Consider the following 20894-nt stretch of genomic DNA (forward strand, 5'->3'; position numbering starts at 1 on the left):
GGTATACCGCTCACTACCGCATCCGTCCTGACTGAGGTGACCGACGGTCGCCGCAGCCTCCCGGGGTCGGGTGATGGTGGCGAACTTAGCTGAGAGTTAAGACGCGCTTACGGGAAACTGTCCTGCATGCGACACCACCTGGTCATCGATACGCTGCTGAGCGTTACGGAAGCAGATACAGGGAGTTTCCTTGGCCAGGCATGGACTGCATCGCAGCACTCGGACCCGCACCGCACACCGGCGCAGGGCGATCGCCGTCGGCGTGGTCGGCGGTTCGGTGGTCGCCGGCATCGTGGCGACCATGATGCCGCTGCTGGCCAGCGATGATCCGTCGATCCGGGCGCCCTCCGCCACGGCCGGCGGATGCGGCTGGGTGTCGGACAAGCTCGTGCCCTCCTGCGGTGCCTGGTGGGGCATGTACTCACCCGCCGGGGCGGCCGGCGGCTGGGACCACGGCAAGGCTGTCACCGACGTGGAGACGCAGGTCGGGCGCAGGTTCGACATCGTGCACCGCTACCACGACTTCTCCAACGCCGGCAGCAACGGTGCGTTCCCCGACGCGTACGAGGTGCGGCAGATGCGTGAGGGCCGGTTGTTGTTCTTCGCCTGGGAGTCCCGCGACTTCTCCGCCGGCACCACCCTCACCTGGGCCGATGTCTACAGCGGCCGGCACGACGCGACCATCGACGCGGTCGCGGGTCGTATCCGCGCCGCCGGCGTGCCGGTCTTCCTGGGCTTCGACCACGAGCCGGAGGACGAGCCGACCAAGGGCAGCGACGCCGACTTCGTTCGGGCCTGGCGCTACGTCCACGACCGGTTCGCCACGGCGGGTACGACCAACGCGGTCTGGGTCTGGACGATGATGGGCTGGGCGGGGCACTATTCCCGGTACGCCGGCCTGTACCCCGGTGACCGCTACGTCGACTGGGTGGCCTACGACCCGTACAACTTCCACGTCTGCAACGGCAGCACGGTGTGGAAGAGCCCGAGCACGACGGTCGGCGGTTTCTACGACTGGCTGGACGACAGCGGCATCGGCGCCGGCAAGCCCCGGATGCTCGCCGAGTTCGGCACCAACTTCAACTCCGCCGACCTGGGAGCCAAACGGCGCTGGTTCCAGGAGGTCCCGGCAGCGCTGCGAGCACACCCGAAGATCAAGGCCGCCATCTACTTCAACTCGGCGGGCATGACCAGCCGTACGGCAAGCTGCGACATGACGATGAACCACGACGCCTCGGCGGTGGCGGGCTTCGCGCAGGCCGGACAGGATCCGTACCTGCGGCAGCCCACCGGAGGCAGCCGCTGACGCTCGCACGGAGGGTGGAGGAGGGCCGATGGTGTTGATCTACGTTCTGGGGGCAGCGTCGGTGCTGGTGCCGGCCGTCCTGATCCCCGTGGTGGCAACCCGATGGGTTCCGGCCGCACTGGAGAGCCGAGCAGCGGACCGACTACGCGTCGCGGTGGCCGGGCTCACCGAGGCTCTCGGCCGAAGCGGGGCCGCTCTCGTCGTCCTGTTCGCCGGGATGGCGGCGGTGGTGACGATCTGCTGGCCGCTCGGGGAGGCGCTGTCCAGACTGGAGCGGTCCGTCGATCATCCGGTCTTCGACTACGTGCACGCCCGCCGTGCCGACGGGTGGGCCGACCTCAACTCGTTCGTCACCCCGCTCGGGGACCGGTACCCGCTCAAGTGGGTGACGGTGGTCGCGGCGGTCGGTTTCGTCCTCGCCTGGCGGCGACGTCGCTGGTGGATCCCGCTGATCGCGCTGCCGATGCAGTTCGTCGTCGAGCAGTACACCCAGCAGATCCTGGCGCTGACCGTGGACCGGGGCCACCCACCCGCTGACGTCGGCACCTATCCCTCGGGCGGCTGCGCCCGGGTCCTGCTCACGTTCGGCACCATCGCCGTGCTGGCGGGCCTGACCTGGAAGGTTCCGCGACGCGGCCGCATCGCCATCGCGACCGGGCTGGCGGTGCTGGCCTCCGTGGAGGGTTACACCCGGATCTACGCCGAGAAGCACTGGCTCACGGACGTGCTCGGCGGCTGGATCTTCGGCGCTCTGCTGCTCGGCGTGCTGGTGCTGACGGTCCTCGTCGCCGACGGGCGGGTGCGTCCACCCGTACGGTCCGCGAACGCGGCACCCGTCGAGGTCACGACCACCGCCTGACCCGTTCGTCGTATCGCCGTTCGACCACGGCTCACCCGTGGTGTCTGACACCCGACAGCGAAACGACCCGCCGCCGTCGCGTTTGTGCCAGCGACCGCCCAATCGGCGGATATCGCCAACCGTGACCGAGGGGGCACGCTACGTGGGTTCTCGTCCAACCTGGAGGCATAGCGTGCCCGTAGTCAGGCCCTCTCGGCGATCTGCACGATTTCGTATCCGGGCGGCGGCAGTCGGTCTGCTGACCGTAGCCGCGGTGTTGACGGTCCCCTCGGCCGCCTCGGCCGCGGTGGTGCCGGCCCCGGAGACGGCGACCCTGGTGTCGACAAATCCCGCCGACGTCACACCGCACGGCCGCGATGGTGAGAGCCGCGCCTTCGCGCAGGTCGGCTCGCGGGTGTACGTGGGGGGCAGCTTCACCCAGATTCGGCAGAACGCCGCCGCGGCGTGGCTCAACCAGAGTTACCTGTTCGCGTACGACCGGTCCAGCGGAACCATTTCGACCACGTTCCTGCCGGTTCTCGACGGCCCGGTCAACACGCTGCTCGCCGGCCCGAACGGCACGCTCATCGTCGGCGGCGGCTTCAAGACCGTCAACGGTGTCTCCCGGAAGAACCTGGTGGCGCTGGACCCGACGACCGGGGCGACCATCGACAGTTGGGTCGGTCGCTCGGACGGCGGCATGATCCGGGACATGGTGCTGCGCGGCAACTGGCTCTACGTCGCGGGCGCCTTCAACTGGTTGAACGGCGCGGCACACTCCGGGCTGGGTCGACTCAACGCCACCACCGGCGCGATCGACCCGACGTTCAACATCAACGCCACGGTCGGGAGGCACGGCACCGGCTCGTACGGCTGGACGATCGATGTCACGCCGAACGGGCGGACCATGATCGCCGGTGGCAACTTCACCCTCGTGAACGGACTGTCCCGCAACCAGATGGCGATGATCGACCTTTCGGGCACGCCGACGCTGCTGGACTGGAGCACCGAGAAGTTCGTCACGCCGTGCGCGGCACCCGAGACCTTCGTGCACTACGTCCAGGATGTGAAGTTCGGTGCGGACGGCAGTTGGTTCGTCGTCGGCACCAACGGCGGTGCCGGGTGGCCGGCGGCGTACTGCGACGCGCTGATCCGGTTCGAGACCGCGAACCGGGGTGGCGGTCAGCTCGGCACCTGGGTCGACTACACCGGCAACGACACCATCACCTCCGTGGAGGTGGCCGACAATGTCATCTACCTGGGCGGGCACTTCCGCTGGCTGAACAACCCGAACGCCACCGACGCGGCCGGCGACGGCGCGATCGACCGACTCGGGATCGCCGCCGTCACTCCGGCGACCGGTCTGCCGGTGGCCTGGAATCCCGGCCGTCGCGGCAGCGCGTCCATGCCGGCCGGCACGAGCAACTGGGGTTCGCAGGTCCCCGTGCTCTGGCGAGGTAGCGACGGGCTCTACTTCGGCCACAACTCCGACGGAATGGGCAGCGAGTACCACGGCCGGCTCGGAATGTTCCCACTCGACGGCGGTCGCACCGTGGTCCCGAAGAACCCGCCGACCGCGACCACCGGCAACCTCTACCTCGGCACCGGCGAGGGCCAACTGGCCAAGGCCTCGTTCAACGGCGCGAGTGTCGGCGCCCCCACCACGGTCAGCCAACCCAACTACACCAGTGCCGGCGCGACCTGGCGGGTGAGCGACCGCATCTACTGGGCGCACACCGTGGCCGGTGCCCCCACCGGCAGCCGGATCGACGTCTCGATGTTCAACGGCGGTGCCGTCGGCGTCCCCTGGGAGTCGTCCGGGTTCAACGACTGGTTCAACGCCGCGGGGATGACCGGGGCGTTCTATCTCGACGGCCGGTTGTACTACACCCGTACCGGTGCCAACGCGCTCTACTACCGCTACTTCGAGATCGACGGCAACTACCTGGGCGCCACCGAGTTCAGCCTGCAGACCACGGGTGTCACCTGGTCGTCGGTGCGCGGCATGGCCTGGGTCGGCGGCCGGATCGTGTACGGCGGGAGCGACGGCACGCTGCGCGGCGTGTCGTTCGATCCCAGGGCCGACGTCGCCGTCAACGGCGCGACCAGCACCGTGATCGCACCGGCGAGCGGAGGACTGAGCTGGTCCACGCCCCGGATTTTCTTCTCGGTGCAGTGACGGAGGGCCCACCGTCAGAGAGAATCGATGGATCGCGATCGGGCCGGCGGCGGGCCACGTCGCCGGTCCGAAGCGTCACGAGGGGGTGTGCCCCGCCTGTCGCAGGCGTCGACACGTCCCGGCAACTCACGACAGACGGTGAAGTTTCATGGCTGATGCACCTCCCGGCTCCTGGTCCGCCGACGCGCTCGGCGGTGGGGGCACGTCGGCCCGGACGCTCACCCTGACGGACCTGCTCCGCGTCCCGGCGCACCGGATCCGGCTGGTGGGGGCGGTCGCCGCCGTTGGCCTCCTCGCCGTCCTCGGGTACGTCCTGCTCATGCCCAGCGCGGTCACCGCGAGCGCCGTGGTGGCGGTACGCCCGGTCGTCACCGACGCGTTCACTCCGAGCGGCGCCGCCGCCGACCGGGCGGTGAACATGAACGTGGAGAGCGGCATCGCCACCGGGACCGAGGTCGTGCAGCGGCTCGCCGCCGAGGGCGGGGACCAGCGCGAGGTACGGGACGCTCTCGAGGTGGAGGTACCGACCGGCGGGCAGATCCTCCGCTTCTCGTACACCGGTCGCTCGGCCGACGACGCCGTACGCAACGTCAACCTCGCCGCGCAGACCTACCTCGACGTACGACGGACGATGTACGAGAAGCAGCGAGCCGAGATGTTGAAGCGCTACGACGAGAGCATCGTGGAGGTGGACAGGCAGCGGCAGGTTCTGCAGCGGCGAATCGTGAGCGCGCGGGATGGTTCGCTGGACGCCGCCATCGCCGAACTGGGCGGCAGCAACAATCAGCTCACCCAGTTGAGGTCGGCGCGGACGGAAATTGCGGCGGTCGACGTCAATCCGGGGTGGATCACGCAGAGCGCGGAAAATGTTCTGGTCTCCTCCGGTCGGCACATCCTGTTGTACGTGCTGGCCGGGCTTCTCGGCGGCGCACTGTTGGGCGTGGTGCTGGCGTTCGCCTGGGAGTCGGCGGACCGCCGGGTCCGATCGGTCCACGACGGACGTGACGTCACCGGCCTGCCGCTGCTCGGCACCGTGCGTGGTCGGCTGTCCACCGGCGGGCTGTCCGCCGCCCGGCTGTCCGCCGCCCGGCTGTCCGCCGCCCGGCTGTCCGGCGGCGGATCGTCCAGCGTCGGGGCGTTCGGCGGCGGGGCGTTCGGTGGCGGGCTGTTCGGTGGCCAACTCTTCGGCGGCCGGCGGAAGGTGGTGGACGCCGACATCCGGTACGTGGCGATGGCGATCGCCGAGCGGGTTCGCGAGCCGGCCCGGGTGGCGTTGCTGACCACGCGTGAGGACCCGAGCGCCATCACCGCCTCCCTGGCCGTCGCGCTCGCCGCGACCGGCCGGGACGTCTATGTGGCCGACGACAGCGGTCGCCTGGAGAGGCTGCGTGCCGCGGTGCTGGCGGACCGGGAACACCTGCCCGCAGCGGCCAACCCGGCCCGTCCGCTCGTCCCGAAACCCCGGGGCGCCGATTCGGTCAGCGGCACGGGGGTCATCGGCCAGGTCCCCACCCGCCGCCCGTCTCCCTACCCGGTCGGCAGCCATCCGTCGAAGGACCCGGACGCCACCCTGACCCTGCCGCGAACGAGTCTGAACGCGACCGCGAACGGCATGGGTACGGCCGGGAACAACGCGGACGAGGTGCCCGTGGGCGCCGGCGGAGTGCGTTTCGGCACGTGGCGGCAGCGCGTCACCACCGGGGTCGTGCTCTTCAACGCGCCACCCTCCGAGGCCGACGAGCGTGGCGTCGCGGTGGCCCGCCAGGGCACCGCGGTCATCGTTGTCGAACAGGACAGGACCCGCCACAGCGACCTGCGCCGGCTCGCGGAGCGGCTTCGTGCGGCTGGCGTCACCCCGTTGGGTTTCGTGCTCACCGGCAGCGGACGGGGCTGACGGTGGCGGTCACCCTCGCCCTGGCGGCCAGTGAGCCGGAGGGGGAGGGCCCGTCGGCCGTCGCGGCGCCGCTGCCACCGCGGCTGCCCCGTTGGCCGCTGCTGATCATGTTCGGTCTGGTCCCGCTGTGGTGGTTGGCCGGCGCGTTCTACCTGATCTGGCCGCTGTGCGGCGCGGTGCTGCTGGCGTTGCTGATCGTCCGGGGGCGGGTGCCGCTGCCGCCGGCCACCGGTGTCTGGCTGCTGTTCCTGGCCCTGGTGCTCCTCAGCGCCACCCAACTGTCCTCGCCGATCTCGCTGCTCCCCTTCGGTCTGCGGCTGGGCTACTACGTCACCGCTCTCGTGGTTGGCGGCTACGTGTACGTGTATGCCAGGGAGCGAGCCGACCCGGCGGCGGCGCTCGTGCCGATCTGCGCGTTCTGGTTCGGGCTGGTCCTGCTGGGCTGGCTCGGTGTGCTGGCGCCGCGCTTCGCGCTGACCACCCCGATGGAGATGCTGCTGCCCGCCGGTCTGGTCGGCCACCCGTACGTGCAGGATCTGGTCCACATCAGCGCCGCCGAGTACAGCGAGCTGTCGCTCAACCCGATCTACCGTCCGGCGGCGCCGTTCCCGTACACCAACAACTACGGCAGCGCGTACGCGATGACGTTGCCCTGCGTCGTGGCGTACACCATGCTGCGCCGCCGTGGATTCCTCCGTTGGGCGCTGCTGGTGTCGCTGCCGCTGTCGTTGGCGCCGACCTTCCTCACCCTGAACCGGGTGATGTTCGTGAGCCTCGGCGTGGGCCTGGGCGTGCTCGGCGTGCGGGCCGCGTTGCGGGGAAACGTCCGGGTGGGTGCCTCCGTCGTCGGGGTCCTGGTCATCGGCGGGCTCACCGCGCTGCTGATCCCGGTCGCCGAGTTGATCAACAACCGGGTCGAGTCGAGCGACACGAACACCGACCGGCTCTCCCTCTACCTGGAGGTCATCCGCCGGATCGGGGATTCGCCGTGGCTCGGTTACGGTGCGCCGGTCAGCGTGGACACGGTCACGGCGGAGGTGCCCGTCGGCACCCAGGGGCAGCTCTGGATGGTGCTGTTCAGCCACGGCATACCGGCGTTGCTCTGCTTCCTCGCCTGGCTGGTGATCGTCGCGCTGCGGAGCGCGCGGGCCCGCTCGGCGCCCGGGCAGTGGCTGGCGGTGGTCCCGGTGATCTGCCTGGTGCAGGTCCCGTTCTACGGCATGGCCGACCCCACCATCACGATCGTCTTCTTCGGGGTCGGCGTCGCGATGGCGCTCGCCGAGCGGGAAGCGGGCCCTCGGCGCCCTGACCGGGCACCTCCCACCCGCCTTCGAAGGACCGTTGCGGGATGACGGCCGGCACCCACCCGGCCGTCGACTCCGGCCACGACCAGCCCTCCGTCGACGCCGCGACCGCGGCCCGGAGCAGCGTCCGTACCGGTGTCGTGGGTCTGGCCGGAGCCGCCGTCAACGGTCTGCTCGGCTTTCTGCTGGTGGTCGTCATCACCCGCGGCTACGGCACGGTCGGCTCGGGGGCGTTCTTCACCGCTGTCGGCATCGTCACGGTCACCGCCGCTGTCTGCGCCCTGGGTGCGGAGACCGGCCTCATCTGGATGCTGCCTCGCCGGCGTCTCGGCGGGCGCGGCGACGCCGCCCGGGTGCTTCCGGTGGCCCTCCTACCGCCGCTTGCGGCCGCGGTGGTCGTCGGCCTCGTCGGGGTTCTCGCGGCGGGTGCGCTCGGGCCCCGCCTGCTGGACGCAGGCGCTGGCGGTACGCCCCTGATCGTGGCCAGCTTCGCGGCGGTGCCGCTGGTGGTGGCGATGACACTCCTGCTCGCCGTGGTGCGCTGCGTCCGTCCGATCCGGGCGTACGTCGTCGTGCAGTCCGTCCTGGTGCCGGTCGCCCGACCGGTGCTTGTCGGTGTGGCGGCCATTGCCGGTGGTGGGGTGCTGGTCGGTCTGACCGGTTGGCTGCTCCCGGCGGCGCTCGCCGTCGGAGTCTGCCTGGCGCTGGTGGTGGGTCCGCTCGGCGTCGGCCGGGGTGCGGCGCTGCGACCCGAGCGGGCCGACTGGTCGGCGTTCTGGAGGTTCGCGCTGCCCCGCGCCGCGTCCGCCGCGATCGACGCCAGCGCCGTCTGGGTGGGCGTCCTGCTCACCTCGGTGCTCGCCGGGCAGGCCGACGCTGGCGTCTTCGGTGCGGTCGGTCGCTACATCCTGGCCGGACAGTTGGCCATGCAGGGGCTGCGGGTCGCGGTGTCGCCGCAGTTGTCCCGGCTGCTGGGGCGCGGCGAACGGGTCGCCGCCGCGGCGGTGCACCGGCAACTGACCAGCTGGGCGCTGGTGCTGTCGTGGCCGGTCTACCTGCTGCTCGCGGTGTTCGGGCTGGGGTTCCTCGAACTCTTCGGACCCGAGTTCACCGCCGGCGCCACCGGCATGACCGTGCTCGCCCTGGCCATGCTGGTCAACACCGGTGTGGGAAACGTGCAGAGCCTGCTGCTGATGGGCGGTCGCAGCGGCCTGCACCTGACCGCGACGGTGATCGGGCTGGTGGTCACCGTCTCCGTCGGGCTGTGGCTGATCCCGGGGTACGGCGTGACCGGCGCGGCCGTCGCCTGGGCGGCCGGCATCGCCACCGAGAACCTGACCGCGTTCGGCTGCGCTCGGGCGGCGCTGGGTCAGCCGCTGGTCGACGCGACGCTGCTGCGCGCGGCGGCCGGGGTGGTCGTCGGGGTGGGAGCCGCAGCCCTGGCCGGCGTGCTCGCGGGCGGCCGGGGGCTCCCCGGCCTGCTGGTGGCGTTGAGCGTGCTGGCCGTCGGCTGCGTCGGCTTGGTGACGGTGCCCGACGTACGACGGTTCGTCCGGGTGACCATGAGGCAACTCCGTGGCGACGTCGAGGCGGCATCGGCGGGTGCCAACTCGACGTCGCCGAAGGGCAGGTGAAGAGCCGTGTCGTCAATCCGTGACCGGGTGAAGCAGATGGTGCCGAGCCGGGTGACCGACCGGGTGAAGGACTCTCTGGTCGACTACGGCGTACGCACCAGCGATCGGCGGCCGTTGCCGGACTTCCTCATCATCGGCACCAAGCGGGGCGGCACCACCTCACTGTGGAACTACCTCATCCAGCACCCGCTGGTGCCGCGCCTCTTCCCCGCCTGGAACACCAAGGCCTCGCACTACTTCGAGGAGAACTGGCACCGGGGCGAGGCCTGGTACCGCTCGCACTTCCCGACGTCCCGGCAGCGGGCGACGCTGCAGGGCCGGTACGGCGGGCCGGTCCGGGTTGGTGAGGCAGCTCCGCTCTACATGTTCCACCCGCTCGCCGCACAGCGGGTCGCCGCGCTGATGCCCACGGTGCGGCTGATCGTGCTGCTGCGGGACCCGGTGGAGCGGGCGTACTCGCACTGGAAGGAACGGCGGACGCACGGCGTCGAGCCGCTGGACTTCGCCGACGCGCTGGCCGCCGAGGAGGAGCGGACGGCGGGGGAGCGGGAGCGTCTGATTGCCGAGCCGGAGTCCTTCAGCGAGCCCTACGACTGGTACACCTACCGTGCCCGGGGGCGCTACCTGGAGCATCTGGAGCCGTGGCTGGACCGGTTCGACCGCGAGCGGATCCTGTTCCTGCCCAGCGAGGACCTCTACCGCGACGCCCGCGGCGCCTACCGCGCGACGGTGGACTTCCTGGGGTTGCCCGCGCACGACCTGCCCACCTTCAAGGTCTACAACGAGCGCCGTTCGGCACCGCTGGATCCGGCGGTGCGAGCGGAGCTGACCGGGTACTACCGACCGCACAACGAGGCCCTACGGCAGCGGCTGGGGTTGGACCTCGACTGGCCGGACCGGGCACCGTGACGGCGCGGGCCACCGTTTCCTGCGATCCTCGTTCTCGCGGTGACGGACTGGGCTGGGTCACCCGGGCGGTGTTCGGCGATGCGCGCATCGCACTCACCGTGAGCGGTCCACCGCCGCCCGGGCACCGCGCCGTCGCCCGGTACGCGGTCGTCCCGTCGCTGTCCCGGGCACGGTTCCTGCTGCCGCTCGACGCGCCGCGCGCCACGGCCGCCTCGCTGCTGGCGTACAACGCGTTGCGCCCCTGGAGAGTGCGGGCGGTGCGGGCCGCGCTGGGCGCGCTGGCCCGGGTGGGCGCGATCGACCTGGCACCGTTCCCCCGGCTCACCGTGTCGCTACCCGACGAGGTCGCGGCCGACGAGGTGCTGCTGACCGGGCGGCTGGGCGCCGCGCTCGGTGCGCCCGCGGTCTACGCGGCCTGCGGGGTCCGCCCGCCGGACCCGAACCACAAGCCGACCCTGCAACTGTTCGCGCCCGACGGTCGCGCCCTCGGGTACGCGAAGATCGGCTGGAACGGCGCCACCCGGGCCCTGGTGACGGCGGAGGCGGCGGCCCTGCGCGACCTGGCCACGGCGACCCGAGCGCCGGACCATCCGGCGGCACCCCGACTGCTCGCCGAGACGGCCGTCGGCGGGCAGACGGTCGCGCTCGTCGAACCGCTGCCGCCGGCCGTGCGGGGGGTGGCGGTCGGCGCACCCCGAATCGCCGCGCTGGTGGCGGTCGCTCGTCGGGGCGGCCCTCCGGAGCCACCGCGACGGCTGGCCGGGTCGCCGTTTTTGGTCCGGCTCACCGTCGAGGCCGAGCGCGCCGCCGCCAGCACACCGGACGGTGGCCGAGCGGTCACCGCCGTCGCCGGGTTGGCGCGCCGACACGGCGGCACGGCCGTCGAGTTCGGGCACTGGCACGGCGACTGGGTGCCCTGGAACCTGGGCGTGCACGCTGGCCGCCTCGTGGCCTGGGACTGGGAGCACAGTGGGCCGGGCGTTCCGCTCGGCTTCGATCTGGCCCACGACGCGTTCCAGCGGGCCCTGGTCCTCCGGGACGCGCCAGCCGCCGCGGCGGCCCTGGCCGTCGACGCCCACCTGGACCGGTACGGCGCGGAGCTGGGGCTCGGGCCGGCCGCCCGAGGGTTGGTGGCGGACGCCTACCTGCTGGAGATGTGGCTGCGTGTCTGGCGGCTCGCCGATGCCGGCGCGGGCTGGAACGCCGCGCTGCACCCCGCCCTGCTGGACGTCATCGAGAAACGACGTGCGGACTGATCCTTCGAGATCGGCAATGTCCCGGCTGCCATCGACCTCGGACGATGAGAAAGGCATTCCACGCCCATGGTGATCATTGATGTGAATGATCGTGTCGACTCGGTCGCACTGTTCACCGACTGGGGAGGTGTGATCTGCTGTTGCAGGGCTGCCACCGAAAATCCAAGCACTCGTGGGGAGTCGCGTGGACACGACAAACGAGAATGCCGACGATCCCGGGGTCCTGCTCCTGGTGGGCTCCAGTGGCGGCCATCTGGCCCAACTGCTCGCTCTGCGTCCGTGGTACGAGAGCTGGCGGCGTTGCTGGATCACCTTCGACACACCCGAGGCGGTCTCACAACTCGGCGGCGAAGAACTGATCCCGGCATACCATCCGACCACCCGCAACGTGCCGAACCTGCTGCGCAACACCGTCCTCGCCTGGCGGGTGCTGCGGTCACGCCGGGTCGCCGCGGTGGTCACCACCGGAGCCGGAGTGGCCGTCCCGTTCGTGCTGCTGGCCCGGCTCTGGCGCGTCCCCACCGTCTACATCGAGGTGTACGACCGCATCGACACCGCGACCGTGACCGCCCGACTCTGCCGGCCGTTCCTCTCCGCGATGCTCGTGCAGTGGGATGAGCAGCGGCGGCAGTATCCGGAGGCCACCGTCGTGGGGCCGCTGTTGTGAGCCCGGAGAGTCTCGGCAATGTCCCCGCGCACCGGGTCGCCGCGGGTCGACCCCGACCGGCACCCAGCATCGGGCTGTCCCGACCGCGCCGCTCCGGTGACCTCGCCCGGGCCCGGGTGCTGGTCGCCGTCGGCACCGACACGCACCCCTTCGACCGCCTGATCCGCTGGCTGGAGGACTGGCACCGCGGCGTCGAGGACGTCGGGCTGACCATCCAGCACGGACACACCCGGGCGCCCGCGGTCCCCGGGGCGGTGACGTTCCTCGGCCACGGCGAACTCCAGACCGCGATGGCCGAGGCCGACCTGGTGGTCTGCCACGCCGGGCCTGCCACCATTCTGGAGGCACGCAGACAGGGGCATCTGCCGATCGTCACCCCCCGTGACCCGGCCCGAGGCGAGCACGTCGACGACCACCAGTTGCTCTTCGCCCGCCGCTTGGGCGCGGCCGGCATGGTGGCGTTGGCGGAGACCCGCGAGGCGGTGATCGGGGCACTCAACGCCGGGCTCGCCGACCCGTTCCGGTTCACCGTCGCGGCGGACCCGGACGCGTCCAAGGCACGCCGGGCGGCGGTCGAGCAGGTCGGGCGGATCGTGGAGGAGTTGGTGGCCGCGTCGGCCGGACAGCGGCAGCGCGCGAGATGGTGGTCGTGGCTCCTGACGGCCCGGCACGGGGAGCGGCGATGACCGGACACCCCAGCGTGAGCACGGTCGTGCCCACCCGGGACCGTCCGGAACTGCTCCGGGCCGCGGTGCGGGCCATCCTCGACCAGGACTACCCCGGCCCGGTCGAGGTGGTGGTGGTCCACGACCAGTCGGAGCCGGATCAATCGCTGACGCGGCTGTCTCGCCGGGACCGCCAGATCCGGGTGGTCCCCAACGAGCGGACCCCGGGCCTGGCGGGCGCGCGCAACTCCGGGGCCCTCGCCGCCGTCGGGGATTTCGTCGCGTTCTGCGACGACGACGACGAGTGGCTGCCCGGCAAGCTGCGGGCCCAGGTCGAGGCGCTCACCGCAGCCCCCGGCGCGGAGGTGGTCACCTGCGGCATCCGGGTCAGCTACGAGGGGAAGACCGTCGACCGGGTGCTGACCCGGGATTCGGTCACCCTCGCCGACCTGCTGCGGGACAGGATGACCGAGCTGCACCCGTCCACGTTCCTGATCCGCGCCGCCGCGCTGCGCGCCGGGTTCGGACTGGTCGACGAGGAGATTCCCGGCGGCTACGCGGAGGACTACGACTTCCTGCTCCGCGCGGCGCGCAGCGCGCCGCTGGTCAACCTGTGCACGCCGTACGTGCTGGTGCGCTGGCACAAACAGTCCTATTTCGCGCAGCGTTGGGAGACCATCTCCGCGGCGTTGCAGTGGCTCTTGGAGCGTTACCCCGAGTTCGGCACGCAGCCGGCCGGCGCGGCGCGGGTCTCGGGACAGATCGCCTTCGCCAACGCCGCCTCCGGCGACCGGCGGGCGGCGCTGCGCTGGGCCCGGCACGCCCTCCGGCGCAACCCGCGCGAGCCGCGCGCGTACCTCGCGCTCGCGGTGGCCGGGAGGGTGCTCCGTGCCGACACGGTGCTGCGCACGCTGCACAGGCGTGGTCGGGGCATCTGAGGCGAGGCAACTCCTGCGTCATCGACACCATCAGCAGAGCGGAGGACACGCATCCATGAAGCTCCACGCGCTCAGGTTCCGTCTCGTCGACTCACCGACCTCGCTGGGCGCGAAACGGCGGGCGCTGCGCGCGGCGTGGCTGTCGGACACGTTCCCGAGCCTGGCGGACATGACCGTCCTCGACCTGGGTGGCCGGGTGGAAAATTGGGCCCGGGTCCCCGTCCGGCCGGCACACGTGCACGTGGTCAACGTGGAGCCGCTGCCGGCGGATCTGCCCGACTGGGCCGAGGCGGACCAGGCCGATGCCTGCGAGTTGCCCAGGAGCATCCTCAGCCGCACCTATGACCTCGTCTTCAGCAACAGCGTCCTGGAGCACGTGGGTGGCCACGAACGTCGTCGCCGGATGGCCGAGGCGGTCCGTGCGTTGGGGCGCGCGTACTGGGTGCAGACGCCGTACCGCTACTTCCCGGTCGAGCCACACTGGGTGGCGCCGGGAATGCAGTTCCTGCCGGTGTCGGCGCGGGTGGTGGTGGCGCGTAGGTGGCCGCTCGCGTATTCCCCCGGCAAGTCCTACGAGGCGGCCATGAGGCAGGTCCTGACCACCGAGTTGATTGGTCGCGCCGAACTCCGCTACCTGTTTCCGGACGCCACCATCCGTAACGAGCGTCTGCTCGGCTTGACCAAGTCGATCATCGCCATCCGGCGGCACTGACCGACGATCGCCGGGTCGCCAGCATGTCCGCGACGCGATGTGCAAACGGCATTGTGCGGGTTGCCGTGTCGCTTGTCGAACGCGTCGCCGCCCGATTTTCCTTCACCTTGCTGAGCCGCTCGCGGTGGCCCGTGCTCGGCCCGTTGTCGACAATATGACTCTGGGTGGAATCACCGGTAATCAAGCTGGCAGAGTGGTCCGGTCGAGCAGGCGCAGGAAAACTCGTACGTGCCTCAGGTACGTCATCGATGTCCGGACTCTCGGACGAGCGTTTGAGCCGCGTCGTCTTTCTGGTGGGGATTCGGATTGTGGCCGATTGTGCAATCGAGTCCCACTGGTTGGACCGGGCGGCAGGTCCACGCAGAAGCGTGAGACGGTTATCCGAATGGCGTTCGATGCCGAAGGGGCGGAATCGGCCGCGGCGCCACACGGCTGGGGTCCTGCGGCGGCCGGGGCTCGTCGATCTGCGGCCAGCCGGCCGACCATACGTGGCGTTGCCGCCAGATGGAGACCCAGTCGACGCTACGGGACCCGAGCAGTCTCGTGCCGACGGCCCGCAGCCCGACACCGGCGGCCAGCAGGCCGATGCCGAGCCGGGCCCGTGGCGGAGACCAGTGTCGGCGGACGTAGGTGGCCTTGCCCCGAAGGATCTTCACCCGCTGCCCCTCCGAACTCGACGAGGCGCCACCGACATGGATCACGGTGGTGTCCGGGTTGAGGATCGGCCGAGCGCCGAGGGGGGCGGCCCGAGCCGCCAGGTCGATGTCGTCGCTGTAGAGGAAGAACTGCGGGTCGAAGCCGCCAAGCTGGCAGAACAGGTCACGCTCGATGAGCATGAGGCAGCCGGAGACCGCCGGTACCTCACGCACCGACTGCCGGTCGTAGCGAGGCAGGCCCTCGGGGTTGGCCCAGTGGTAGCGGGAAAAGACCGTCGACAGGCCGGTGGCGAAGGTGAGGTGGCTCCACAGGCTCGGCAGGCCCCAGCAGGAATATCCGTCGTCCGTGCCGTTGGCGTGCAGCGTCCGCCCGGTGTAGATGCGGTGCCCGGGCTGACGTCGAGCGAACGTGAGGAGGTTGGTGACCGGGTTCCCGACCGGGACGGTGTCCGGGTTGAGCAGCAGAAGATATTCCCCGTCGCTGGCGACCGCGCCCCGGTTGACGCCACGGCCCCAGCCGACGTTCTCGGTCAGGCGGATCAGCCGCACCTCCGGGAAACGCTCGGCGATCGCCTCGGCGGAGTCGTCGTGCGAGGCGTTGTCGACGACGGTGATGTCGAAGCGGACGTCCTCGGTGCGGCTGTCGCTGAGTTCCCGCAGGCAGCGCAGGGTCAGGTCGCGCGTGTTGTACGAGACGATGACGACCGAGACGTCGGGCCGGCTCACCGCTGTCCTCCGGCCTGGACCGGCTCGTCTGGCCCACCCGCGACCCGGTCGGCGGGGGCCTCCGGCCGGAGGTGCAGCCGCTGTCGGGCACTCACCGCCAGCAGTTCCAGCGCGAACGGAAGGTCGTGTACGAGGTACCGGCGCATCAGCCGCGCCGGCTCGCTGGCCAGGCGGTGCGCCCACTCCAGCCCGGACAGCTGCATCCACTGCGGAGCCCGTCGCTGCACACCCGCCACGAAGCCGATGGCCGCGCCGCAGCCGAGGAACCAGGCACGGGGCAGCAGCGGGCGGAGCCGGGCGATCACCCGTTCCTGTTTGGGAAAGCCCAGCCCGACGAACACCAGGTCTGGTTGGGTCGCCGCCACGGTGGCGCAGACCTCCTCGAGTTGCTCCGGGTGGGTGTCGAAGCCGAACGGCGGGCTGAGGTGTCCAGCGATCCGTAGCCGCGGGATGCGGGACCGCATGACCTGCCCCGCGCGGCTCGGGGTGCTCGGTGCGCCGCCCATCAGATAGACCGAGCGGTCCTGCTCGGCCAGTGCGGCCGACAGGCTCCAGATCAGGTCCGAGCCCGGGACCCGGGCCGGTAGTGGCCGTCCGGCAATGTGGCTGGCCCAGATCAGTGGTTTGCCGTCGGCCACGACCAGGCTCGCTGATTCGACATGCGCCCGTGATTCCCGATCTCGACGAGTAAGTCGAAGGATGTCCACATTAGGAGTTACGATCTGTCCGCCCCGGCCTGCGGCAAGTTCGGTGACGACATGCTGAATCACGTCTTTCTCCTGTAGCGGGTCGAAGTCGACTCCGTAGACGTTGACCCGGCTTCCGACCCGAGAACCGTGCACATAGGAGCGCATGGGAAAGTAATCTACCGACGCTGCGGGTACAGGCAAGGCATCGAACGGGCAGCATCTGTGGCTTCCTCGTGAGGCAGCCCTCGGCCATTCGACCGGTTGTTGATTCGGCTCGGGGCTGGCAGCATCGATGCGTGCGAATCAGTGTCATCATGCCCGCGTTCAATGAAGCGGCCGGGATCGGTGGTGTCCTGCGGCGCCTCCTCGAATCCCCGCAATTCGACGCGGATATGGAGGTCGTCGTCGCCGCAAACGGATGTACCGACAACACTGCCGCAGTCGCTCGTTCTTTCGGCGTACACGTTCTGGAAATTTCCACGCCGTCCAAGGCTGCCGCAATGAACGCCGCTGACCAGGCATCGAAAGGCGACGTTCTCATTTATGTGGATGCTGATGTGCCCGTCACGGCGGACGTGTTACGCCAACTCGCCGCCACCGTCAGTCAGCCCGGGGTCGTCGCGGCGGTGCCCCGGCCACTGGTCGACACCTCGGGGAGCACCTGGCCCGTCCGCGCCTACTACGCGATGAACGCCAGACTGCCGGTGTTCCGCAACCGCCTCTTCGGGCGCGGGATCATCGCGCTCTCCGCCGAGGGGAGGTCCCGCTTCGATCGGATCCCCGAGATCACGGCCGACGACATGTTCCTCGACGCGGTGGTCGGCGCGCACGAGAAGGTGGAGATCGAGGCGGTGGTGCGCGTACGCGCACCGCGCCGCACGGGAGATCTGATCCGCCGGGTGGCCCGCGCGCGGGAGGGCAACGCGGAGTTCTGGCGCTTCGTCCGGTCGGCCCCGCCGGAGTACGGCCTTCCGGTCGACCCGGTGCCCGGCCCGAGTTCCTGGTCCTGGCTCCGGCACGTGCTGCTCCGGTCGCCCCGGCTGCTGCCGGCGGCGGCCTGCTACGTCGCGATCATCGTGCTGGCCGAGGCGAAGCGGCGCTCTCCAGGGTGGAGTGTGCGCTCCGGTTGGGGGCGGCAGGAGTTTCCCCAGCTCAGGCGCTAGGCCCTCGGCGACGATGTCGCTTTTGCCGGTACGAGCACCGGATGGGCATTCCGGGCGATTGGTGTGCCTATTCTCAAGTAACCATTAAGTCTCGCGGAGGGCCGTACCTGATCGGCTCCTGCTCCTCGTTAGCCCGGGCAGCGGCGACTGGCCGGAACAGCGGTAGCTGCCCGCGTCAGACAAACGCACTGGGGAGGCGTGTCCATCTCGAACAAACGGGGTGGCGGCGATAAGAGATCCAACCCGAAAGGTGCCAAGTCTCGTGGAAAGCCAACATCCTCCCGTTCCCCCGGCCCTCCGCCCGCCCGCCCCACCATCACCGGGGCGCCGCCCACGTCGCGGCCGCCTGCCCTTCACGATCGCCGCGGCCCTGGCCGTCCTGGCCTCGGCGACGGTCATCGCCGCCGACGCCGCCACCAGCGGACCGGGAACCTTCTCCTTCTTCGCCGGAACGGACGTCTCCGGCGTGCCGACCGACCCCGACACCCAACCCGTCGAACTCGGCCTGCGCTTCACCTCGAGCAGCAGCGGGACGCTGGCCGCCGTCCGATTTCTCAAGGGGAACGGTTCCGGAGGCTCGCACCCGGTCAGCGTCTGGTCCGCGAGGGGCCAGAAACTCGCCACCGCCACCTCGACCACAGAGTCGTCCTCGGGTTGGCAGGAGGTGACGCTCCCGACGCCGGTCCCGGTCGAGGCCGGACAGGTGTACGTCGTCTCGTACCACACCACTCGGTACCGAGCGACACAGAACTACTTCAATCAGACGGTGACCTCCGGCCCACTGAGCACCTCGGGCGTCGCGGGTGTCTACGCGTACGGCGCCAGCGGCTTCCCCACGTCGACCTACAAGGCCAGCAACTACTGGGTCGACGTCGTCTTCGCGCTCGCCGCGGGTGGAACGTCCACCCCGACTGCCTCCGCCAGTCCGAGCACCTCGCCGACCCGCACCCCGTCGACGTCCCCGTCGCCGACACGCTCCCCGACGCCCGGCCCGACACCGACGGCGGTCGATCCGTTGGCCCTGCCCCGTGTTGCCTGGGAGGGCGGCCCCGCCTACTACGGGGCGTACCCGTTCGCCCAGGGAGCGGGCTGGACCAACCCGGCCTTCTTCCCGATCGGAGTGTGGCAGGAGAGCGTGATCGAGGCTCGGGACACGGCGCTGGACAAGAGCGCCGGCATCAACACGTACGTCGCGCCGACCGACAACAGCAACCTGCGGCTCATCGAGAGCGCCGGGATGAGCGTGATCGGGGGCAACAGTCGGCAGGTCGGGCCGTCGACCGTCGCCTGGTCGGTGTCCGACGAGGTGGACATGTGGGGCGGCCCGGGCAGCTCCGCCTGGACCGGCAACTATCCCGGTCAGGGAGCGGTCTGCCAACCTGCCAACAGTCGCTGTGGATACACGATCCAGGAGACGATGCTCAAGCGGCTCCCTGCTGACGGGCGGATGCGGTACGCCAACTACGGCAAGGGCGTCATGTTCTGGGAGACCGACGCCGAGGCGGGTCGCTTCGTCAACAGCTACACCAACGTGGTCTCCAACGACATCTACTGGTACACCGACCCCGGCGTCTGCGACTCCCCGTCCGAGGGGCCCGGCATCGGCGTCCGGCCGGAAAACTGCCGGCGCGCCGCGAACTATGGCCGGACCATGGACCGGATGCGTCACCTCGACGGTGCCGACGGCAAACGGCAGCCGATCTTCGCGTTCGTGGAGGTGGGGCATCCGTTCACCGAGAACGACACACCGACCATCACCGGTGACCAGATCGCCGGCGCGGTGCTGAACTCGCTGATCCACGAGGCGCGGGGCATCCAGTACTTCAACCACAACTTCGGTGGATCCTGTCTCTCCCAGCACGTGCTGCGCGATCGGTGTGGCGCTGCGGTCCGACCGGTGGTGACCGAGTTGAACCGGCGGGTGAGTTCCCTGGCGCCGGTGCTGAACACCCAGTCGTACGAGTGGCGGTTCAACCCGAACCTCGACACGATGCTCAAGGCGTACGGGAACTCGTACTACGTCTTCGCCATGCCGGGCCGGACCGCCGGCACGGGCTCCCAGACGCTGACGCTCCCGCCCGGAATGAAGGGGGCGCGGGCCGAGGTGCTGTTCGAGAACCGGACGGTGCCGATCAGCGGCGGCGCGTTGCAGGATGCGTTCGCCCGGGAATCCGCGTACCACATCTACAAGATCACGCCGTGATGTCCTGACCTACCCACCCGGATTCCGGCCCCACCCTGGTGGGGCCGGAATCCCGGCGGCCGGGGGAGCGGTGCGGGCCGTGTGGTGCGGCACCGGCGAGGTCAGGGGCGGTGGCCGATCTCCTTGAAGAACGCCAGGATGCTGGCGCTCTCCCGGTCGGCCGAATACTCGGCCCGCACGTGCCGCGCCGCCTCCACGCCCCGCGACCAGCACCAGCCGGGCTGCTCGGCCTCCCGGATCAGGCATTCCTCCAGCGCGCGACCCATGTCGAGCAGGTCGCCGGTGGGCGTCGGCCGGCTGAAGTCGGGATCGAAGAACTCCCGGCCGCCGAAACCGTGGAAACCGACGACGTAGTTCCCGGACGCCATCGCCTCGACCGCCGGCAACCCGAAGCCCTCCTGGTAGGAGGAGCTCAGGAAGATCGTCGAGGCGCGCAGCCGCCGGGCGACCTCCTCCTGCGGGACGCCGTCCACCGCGTCGACGGTCCACCCGCCCAGCGCCCCGCGAGCCCGCAGCAGGTGCAGGACGTTCTCGGCGTCCGCCCGCCCACGCCGCGGCATGTAGCTGAGCACACGCCCGTTGGGCCGGTCGGGAGGGTTGAACAGCGCGGTGTCGACGCTCAACCGGACCCGGTGGACCGGCCTGCGGAACGCGTATTCGAGGAGGTCCTGGCTGTGCTCCGAGACCACCATGACGCCGAGCAGACCGGGGCTGCCCAGATAGTGCCGCGTGACCAGCTCCGCGTCCACGTTCCAGGTGAGGTGCCCACTCTGGTTGAAGACGACGTGCCGCACACTCGCCGGCAGCCGGGGCAGCAGGCGGGCGTCGGTCTCCGGCACCACGAGGAGGTCGTCGGGTCCGAGAGGGCTCGACCGCACGTCGGTGACCCGGGTCTGGTTAGGGAACCAACTGCACCGGAAGCCGCGCCGCTCGTGCAGCACCGCGGCGGCGACCCCGGCCTCGTTGAGCACGTCGACGTGTCGATAGAGGGTGCGGATGCCGCCGGAGGGTTCGTTGTAGTCGCGGGCCAGGTAGTAGATGGTCGGCGCCCTGGAGGACGTCCCTCGTAACCGGATCTTCGGCGGACCGTGCTGCCGGTACCGCCGATAGACCCGGTACGCCCGCCGTGCCTGCTCCTCAAGGCCCATCGTCGCC

At 70.5% G+C, this 20894-nt stretch carries 17 protein-coding genes; 14 read left to right on the top strand and 3 right to left on the bottom strand.

From position 1 onward, the window contains the following. Positions 1-190 precede the first annotated feature (190 nt). The 12 genes from C7C45_RS05875 to C7C45_RS05930 all read left to right on the top strand — a co-directional run bounded on the left by C7C45_RS05875 (position 191) and on the right by C7C45_RS05930 (position 14302). Positions 191-1306, top strand: a complete 1116-nt coding sequence (locus C7C45_RS05875) for a glycoside hydrolase family 26 protein (protein ID WP_110562630.1) — start codon at positions 191-193, stop codon at positions 1304-1306. A gap of 28 nt (positions 1307-1334) precedes the next feature. Next, positions 1335-2165, top strand: a complete 831-nt coding sequence (locus C7C45_RS05880; RefSeq protein ID WP_110562631.1) for a phosphatase PAP2 family protein — start codon at positions 1335-1337, stop codon at positions 2163-2165. Between the two features lie 214 nt (positions 2166-2379). After that, positions 2380-4323, top strand: coding sequence for a hypothetical protein (locus C7C45_RS05885; protein ID WP_110562659.1), 1944 nt, complete (start codon positions 2380-2382; stop codon positions 4321-4323). A gap of 148 nt (positions 4324-4471) precedes the next feature. Next, positions 4472-6217 (top strand): lipopolysaccharide biosynthesis protein, encoded by a 1746-nt coding sequence (locus C7C45_RS05890; protein ID WP_110562632.1) that lies wholly within the window; start codon positions 4472-4474, stop codon positions 6215-6217. A gap of 2 nt (positions 6218-6219) precedes the next feature. Then, positions 6220-7569 (top strand): O-antigen ligase family protein, encoded by a 1350-nt coding sequence (locus C7C45_RS05895; RefSeq protein ID WP_425271118.1) that lies wholly within the window; start codon positions 6220-6222, stop codon positions 7567-7569. Continuing rightward, positions 7566-9155: a lipopolysaccharide biosynthesis protein gene (locus tag C7C45_RS05900; protein WP_110562633.1), complete on the top strand. Its 1590-nt coding sequence runs from the start codon at positions 7566-7568 to the stop codon at positions 9153-9155. Before C7C45_RS05895 ends, C7C45_RS05900 begins: the two co-directional genes overlap by 4 nt. Positions 9156-9161: 6 nt before the next feature. Then, positions 9162-10064: a sulfotransferase domain-containing protein gene (locus C7C45_RS05905; protein ID WP_110562634.1), complete on the top strand. Its 903-nt coding sequence runs from the start codon at positions 9162-9164 to the stop codon at positions 10062-10064. After that, a complete protein-coding gene (locus tag C7C45_RS05910; RefSeq protein WP_110562635.1) occupies positions 10061-11320 on the top strand; it encodes a hypothetical protein in 1260 nt (419 codons plus the stop codon). The genes C7C45_RS05905 and C7C45_RS05910 overlap by 4 nt, the downstream gene beginning before the upstream one ends. Positions 11321-11504: 184 nt before the next feature. Then, the gene (locus tag C7C45_RS05915) at positions 11505-11987 is read left to right on the top strand and encodes a glycosyltransferase family protein (RefSeq protein ID WP_110562636.1); all 483 of its coding nucleotides are present in this window, start codon (positions 11505-11507) and stop codon (positions 11985-11987) included. 68 nt (positions 11988-12055) lie between these two features. Then, the gene (locus tag C7C45_RS05920) at positions 12056-12673 is read left to right on the top strand and encodes a glycosyltransferase (RefSeq protein WP_110562662.1); all 618 of its coding nucleotides are present in this window, start codon (positions 12056-12058) and stop codon (positions 12671-12673) included. After that, positions 12670-13590 carry a glycosyltransferase family 2 protein gene (locus tag C7C45_RS05925; RefSeq protein ID WP_110562661.1) on the top strand — a complete coding sequence of 307 codons (921 nt, stop codon included), beginning with the start codon at positions 12670-12672 and terminating at the stop codon, positions 13588-13590. The genes C7C45_RS05920 and C7C45_RS05925 overlap by 4 nt, the downstream gene beginning before the upstream one ends. Positions 13591-13645: 55 nt before the next feature. Continuing rightward, the gene (locus tag C7C45_RS05930) at positions 13646-14302 is read left to right on the top strand and encodes a class I SAM-dependent methyltransferase (protein ID WP_110562637.1); all 657 of its coding nucleotides are present in this window, start codon (positions 13646-13648) and stop codon (positions 14300-14302) included. Between the two features lie 377 nt (positions 14303-14679). On the opposite strand, the gene C7C45_RS05935 is transcribed toward C7C45_RS05930, so the two are convergent. Then, entirely contained in the window at positions 14680-15684 is a 1005-nt protein-coding gene (locus tag C7C45_RS05935; protein ID WP_110562638.1) for a glycosyltransferase family 2 protein, read from the bottom strand. Beyond that, positions 15681-16538: a WecB/TagA/CpsF family glycosyltransferase gene (locus C7C45_RS05940; RefSeq protein ID WP_110562639.1), complete on the bottom strand. Its 858-nt coding sequence runs from the start codon at positions 16536-16538 to the stop codon at positions 15681-15683. The genes C7C45_RS05935 and C7C45_RS05940 overlap by 4 nt, the downstream gene beginning before the upstream one ends. 131 nt (positions 16539-16669) lie before the next feature. Here C7C45_RS05940 and C7C45_RS05945 point away from each other — a divergent pair, with 131 nt between their 5' ends. Both C7C45_RS05945 and C7C45_RS05950 read left to right on the top strand, forming a co-directional pair. After that, the gene (locus C7C45_RS05945) at positions 16670-17536 is read left to right on the top strand and encodes a glycosyltransferase family 2 protein (protein WP_110562640.1); all 867 of its coding nucleotides are present in this window, start codon (positions 16670-16672) and stop codon (positions 17534-17536) included. A 262-nt stretch (positions 17537-17798) separates the two neighbouring features. Beyond that, entirely contained in the window at positions 17799-19739 is a 1941-nt protein-coding gene (locus C7C45_RS05950; protein WP_146247274.1) for a DUF4082 domain-containing protein, read from the top strand. Positions 19740-19840: 101 nt separating this feature from the next. On the opposite strand, the gene C7C45_RS05955 is transcribed toward C7C45_RS05950, so the two are convergent. Continuing rightward, positions 19841-20887: a glycosyltransferase gene (locus C7C45_RS05955; protein WP_110562642.1), complete on the bottom strand. Its 1047-nt coding sequence runs from the start codon at positions 20885-20887 to the stop codon at positions 19841-19843. Positions 20888-20894: the final 7 nt, after the last annotated feature.

This window comes from Micromonospora arborensis (genome assembly GCF_003205615.1).
In the GTDB taxonomy this organism is placed as follows: Bacteria; Actinomycetota; Actinomycetes; order Mycobacteriales; family Micromonosporaceae; genus Micromonospora; species Micromonospora arborensis.

Coding starts and splice junctions, on each gene's coding strand:
- C7C45_RS05955 (WP_110562642.1), bottom strand. CDS start 20,887: ATGGGCCTTGAGGAGCAGGCACGGCGGGCGTACCGGGTCTATCGGCGG.
- C7C45_RS05890 (WP_110562632.1), top strand. CDS start 4,472: ATGGCTGATGCACCTCCCGGCTCCTGGTCCGCCGACGCGCTCGGCGGT.
- C7C45_RS05880 (WP_110562631.1), top strand. CDS start 1,335: ATGGTGTTGATCTACGTTCTGGGGGCAGCGTCGGTGCTGGTGCCGGCC.
- C7C45_RS05930 (WP_110562637.1), top strand. CDS start 13,646: ATGAAGCTCCACGCGCTCAGGTTCCGTCTCGTCGACTCACCGACCTCG.
- C7C45_RS05925 (WP_110562661.1), top strand. CDS start 12,670: ATGACCGGACACCCCAGCGTGAGCACGGTCGTGCCCACCCGGGACCGT.
- C7C45_RS05900 (WP_110562633.1), top strand. CDS start 7,566: ATGACGGCCGGCACCCACCCGGCCGTCGACTCCGGCCACGACCAGCCC.
- C7C45_RS05940 (WP_110562639.1), bottom strand. CDS start 16,538: ATGCGCTCCTATGTGCACGGTTCTCGGGTCGGAAGCCGGGTCAACGTC.